At 53.8% G+C, this 2,551-nt stretch carries 3 protein-coding genes; 1 reads left to right on the top strand and 2 read right to left on the bottom strand.

Translation table 11 applies throughout. The annotated features are described in order from the left end of the window. Positions 1-495: ABC transporter permease (locus AC0UA9_RS17380; protein WP_475661991.1), on the top strand; the 495-nt coding region annotated here is incomplete at its 5' end. Between the two features lie 137 nt (positions 496-632). On the opposite strand, the gene AC0UA9_RS17375 is transcribed toward AC0UA9_RS17380, so the two are convergent. Beyond that, positions 633-1,259: a TetR/AcrR family transcriptional regulator gene (locus tag AC0UA9_RS17375; RefSeq protein ID WP_268764850.1), complete on the bottom strand. Its 627-nt coding sequence runs from the start codon at positions 1,257-1,259 to the stop codon at positions 633-635. Positions 1,260-1,444: 185 nt separating this feature from the next. Further along, the coding region (locus tag AC0UA9_RS17370; protein WP_475661989.1) for an aromatic ring-hydroxylating dioxygenase subunit alpha at positions 1,445-2,551 on the bottom strand (1,107 nt) is incomplete at its 5' end.

The following is a 2,551-nucleotide window of genomic DNA, read 5'->3' as shown; positions in this document are numbered from 1 at the left end:
ATCTCGCCGATGATCGTACCGTTGATCATCTCTGCGGCGGCGATGTTCTTCTTCTTTTCCAAGGTCAATCTCGCCCAGACCTACGTTGGCGTCATCCTCGCGCATACGGCGCTCGGCATTCCCTTTGTGGTCATCACCGTGACCGCTACGCTATCGAGCTTCGATACTACGCTGATCCGCGCGGCGCATAGTCTCGGCGCTAACCCGACACGAACCTTCTTTAAGGTGGTACTGCCTCTGGTGACACCGGGAGTGGTATCAGGAGCGCTGTTTGCTTTCATTACGTCCTTCGACGAGGTAGTGGTGGTGCTATTCATTGCAGGGCCCGAGCAACGTACCATGCCGATTCAAATGTGGTCGGGCATTCGCGAGCAGATTAGCCCGACAATCCTTGCGGTTGCGACCCTGCTGGTGCTGCTCTCGATGCTGCTGCTTACCACGCTTGAGCTGCTACGTCGGCGTAGTGAGCGTCTACGGGGACTCTCTCCCGACTGAGTCCAAGCAGAGCTGATGCTGTGTCGGTTCTCATCGGGAACGGTGAGGATCAGCACTTTATATGGCAGATTTTTGGCTAACCTGAGTGCGTCATAGAGGGTTGCGTGGGTGTTACGCGACTCGACGGCATCGGCTTACTATTCTGCTACATATCCATGGCGGGCATGGAAGCGTTGCAGTTCCCTGACGCCAGGAGGCTGGCCGGTGAATATTTCGACATAGGCGGGGATGCGCTGCATGCGCACTTTGAGCGGCTCTTGAGTCTTCATCGAGATATAACCGATCTGGGTTAGGTAGATCGTGCGGCCACGGACGTTAGCTGCCAATGAATCATAACCGTAGCGCTGGAACATGCGTGTTAGGGCTTCGATGCGTGTGGCATCGGCAGCCTCGATCTCACTTACCACCGGCGCCGATTGTAGCGCCCAACTGCGCATGGCGAACTCTAGCGGAGAGTCGAATAAGTCAGGGTTCAACCAGCAGTCAAAGACATTAAGCATCGCCTCGACGATGTTCTCGGCATAAGCTTCCGTCTGATGCACCAGCCCTTGGGTATTCTTTTCACGCCAGCGCGCGATCAGTGCTTCGAGCAGTGACTCACGGTCTTTAAAGAACCAGTAGAAACTGGTTCGAGAAAGCTTTAGACGCTTGGCCAGGGGCTGAATACGTACGCTATCGATGCCTGATTCTAGTAGCGTCTCAAACGCCGCATCAAGCCAGACGTCTTGGGAGCCTTTGGTGGTGGACGTATGAGAGGAGGTCATTGGGCTAACCTTTAGGAGAGTTGCGATATAGTGTACATATGTGTCTTTTGCCTGTACACATGGTTAGCGCTTATGGCTGGATCCTAGTGACGGTTGATGATCAATGTTCCTATGCGTGCCGCCCAAACAAGCCTGGCCCGCATCAGCGGGCCAGTTAATCGTGTGTCTTGTGTTGAATGACGTCGCTAGCCTTGGGCTAGCTGTAACGTGGGTGCCTCGTGGCCTAGATTCTCAAGCATGCGAGCAGCGTACCAATTGACAAAATCGATAACACCGAACTCATAGGTTTCAGAATAAGGTCCAGGCTGATAAGCCTTTGAGTTGATACCGCGCTGGTTCTCTTCGGCGAGCTGGCGATCCTGGTCGTTGGTGGCATCCCATACTCGGCGAAGCTGTTCTGGGTCGTAGTCGACTCCCTCCACGGCATCCTTGTGGACAAGCCACTTAGTGGTTACCACGGTTTGCTGCGGACCAATTGGCAATACGCGAAATACCACCGCGTGATCGCCCATGAAATGGTTCCATGAGTTGGGCAGATGAAGGATGCGTAGTGAGCCCATATCGGGGCTTGATAAACGTCCCATCAGTTTCTTGCTGCCGGGCTTACCATCCATTGTCATGGAGACAATGCCATCCAGTAGCGGCGTACGCGTCAGGCGATTGCGTTTACCAAACCGTTTCAATTGGTAAGGTACCTGCTCTGCGTCCCAGTCTGCTTGTTTACGTGCCACCAGCGCTTTGTAGGCGGGTGTTGCGCGGGGGTCGTCGGTATCATCAAACTCTTGCAACGAATTAAGCAGTTCAGGGTGCGCGCCGTTACAGTGGTAGCACTCGCGATTATTTTCGATCACAAGCTTCCAGTTGGCTTGCTCAACGATGCTGGATTCGGTGGCAACCTTGACGTTATCCATCTGGTATGGCTCAAGATAATGCTCAAGCGTTGTCAGAAAATCGTCAATTGCAGGTGGCTCTTCGCTCAGGTTGATAAAGATGAAGCCGCCAGCGGTTTGGACGTTGACTGGCTTGAGGCCAAACTGGTTGAGGTCGAAGTCAGTGCCCATGTCGCTACCGGCAAACAGCAAGCGGCCATCAAGCTCGTACGTCCACTGGTGATACGGGCAGACAAGTTTCGCCACTTTGCCCTTATCTTTTACGCACAGACGCGAACCACGGTGGCGGCACACATTGTGAAACGCATGAATAACGCCTTCACTACCGCGCACAATAACGATGGGGTTGTCACCAATATCCAAGGTGATGAAGTTACCCTTGGTGGGGATCTCGCAGGTCAT

The organism is Colwellia sp. F1 (assembly GCF_056238625.1).
This window is presented reverse-complemented; position numbering and strand designations above follow the sequence as displayed.